The 1,346-nt window shown below is 65.5% G+C and carries 1 protein-coding gene; it reads right to left on the reverse strand.

The genetic code is table 11. The features are described from left to right. A partial coding sequence (locus HXX15_RS23100) for a porin (protein WP_296519253.1) occupies positions 1–1,346 on the reverse strand: 1,346 nt, incomplete at both ends.

Genomic DNA, 1,346 nt, shown 5'->3' on the forward strand with positions numbered 1-1,346 from the left:
CGCTGGGCGCGGACGAGTCCGGTCCAGGTATTTTGATCCTTGAACTCGTAGCGGACGGCTGCGGGCTTGGTGGCGCCGGCGCTGACCGGAGCGGTGACGCCGGAGTAGTTCTGGTCGAGCATGGTGTACATGACTTCGCCCGAGAAGGTCAGGCCCTTGACTGGGGTCCAGCGGGTGACGGTACCGATCTGCGCGATGTTGAAGTTCGGCGTGCCGGTGAAGGTGTTGATCGCAGCGCCACCCAGCACGGCCTTGAGGCCGGCGGTGTAGAGCGCGCCACCGGTGCCGCCGAAGTCGACGGAGGAGTAGGCACCGAACACCGAGGTCGTCCAGTTCGGAGTCCAGTTGTGGTTGAAGGCACCGCGAACGCCCCACGCCTTGGTGGTGTTGATGCCGCCGCCGGTGGTGAACACACCGTCGGGCGAAGCGCCGACCGCGAGGCTCTGGTAGACGCCCGGAATGCCGGTGTTGCCGTACATCGCGAAGTTGTTCGGGCTGGTGCCGCCGATCACATAGCGGATCGCGCCGTCGGCGTAGGTGGCGTCGAGGTTCAGGCTGTCGCCGGCGCCGGTCGGCAGGTTCTTCAGCGACAGCGCGGCGAGCACGGCGAAGCCGTATTTGTCACCCGGGTGATCGCTGGTCTCGTTGGTCGGATTGTAGTAGCTGGCGCGGATGTCGTGCGCCGCAGCCGACACCTGGAACAGACCCCAGGCCTGATCGACCCGGACCTGGCCGACGATATCCGGAATGCTGGTGCCGGCCACATAGGAGGTTCCCGGACCAGCGCCGCTCAGCCATGTTGCCGGCGTGTTGGTGGCGCCGAGACCCGTGGTGTTGAAGACGTCGGAGACGCCCTGCGACTGCCGATACTGGCTCTGGTCTTCGAGGCTGATCGACGCCGATACGCCGTTGCCGAACTGCGCGGTGTAGGCGATCTGGTTGACGCCGGTCGAGGTATCGTCGCCGCCGAGCAGGTTCGAACCGACGTTGCCGGGCGAACCGTTCCAGGGCGTCGAGAACATCGACACCGACTTACCCATGGTGAAGCCGGCGAACTGGATGAATGCGAAGTACATGCCGAGCGAGCCGCCGGCGACGCCGTCGCTGCCGGTGGTCCAGGTGAAGACGGAGTCGAAATAGGTGCGGACGACGCCGTATTCGGTCGCGGTCCGGGTGTCGATGGTGAGATCTTGGCGGGAACGGAACTGGTAGTCGTTGGCGAGCCGGTTTCTCTGGCCGGAATTGCCGTTCCAGGCCGGGGTTTCGCTGGCGCCCGAGGTGTTGAAACCGACCTCGGCGCGGAGGTATCCACCGAGCTTGATGCAGGTATCGGTGCCCGGGATGTA

The organism is Rhodopseudomonas sp. (assembly GCF_013377015.1).
Classification (GTDB): domain Bacteria; phylum Pseudomonadota; class Alphaproteobacteria; order Rhizobiales; family Xanthobacteraceae; genus JARJEH01.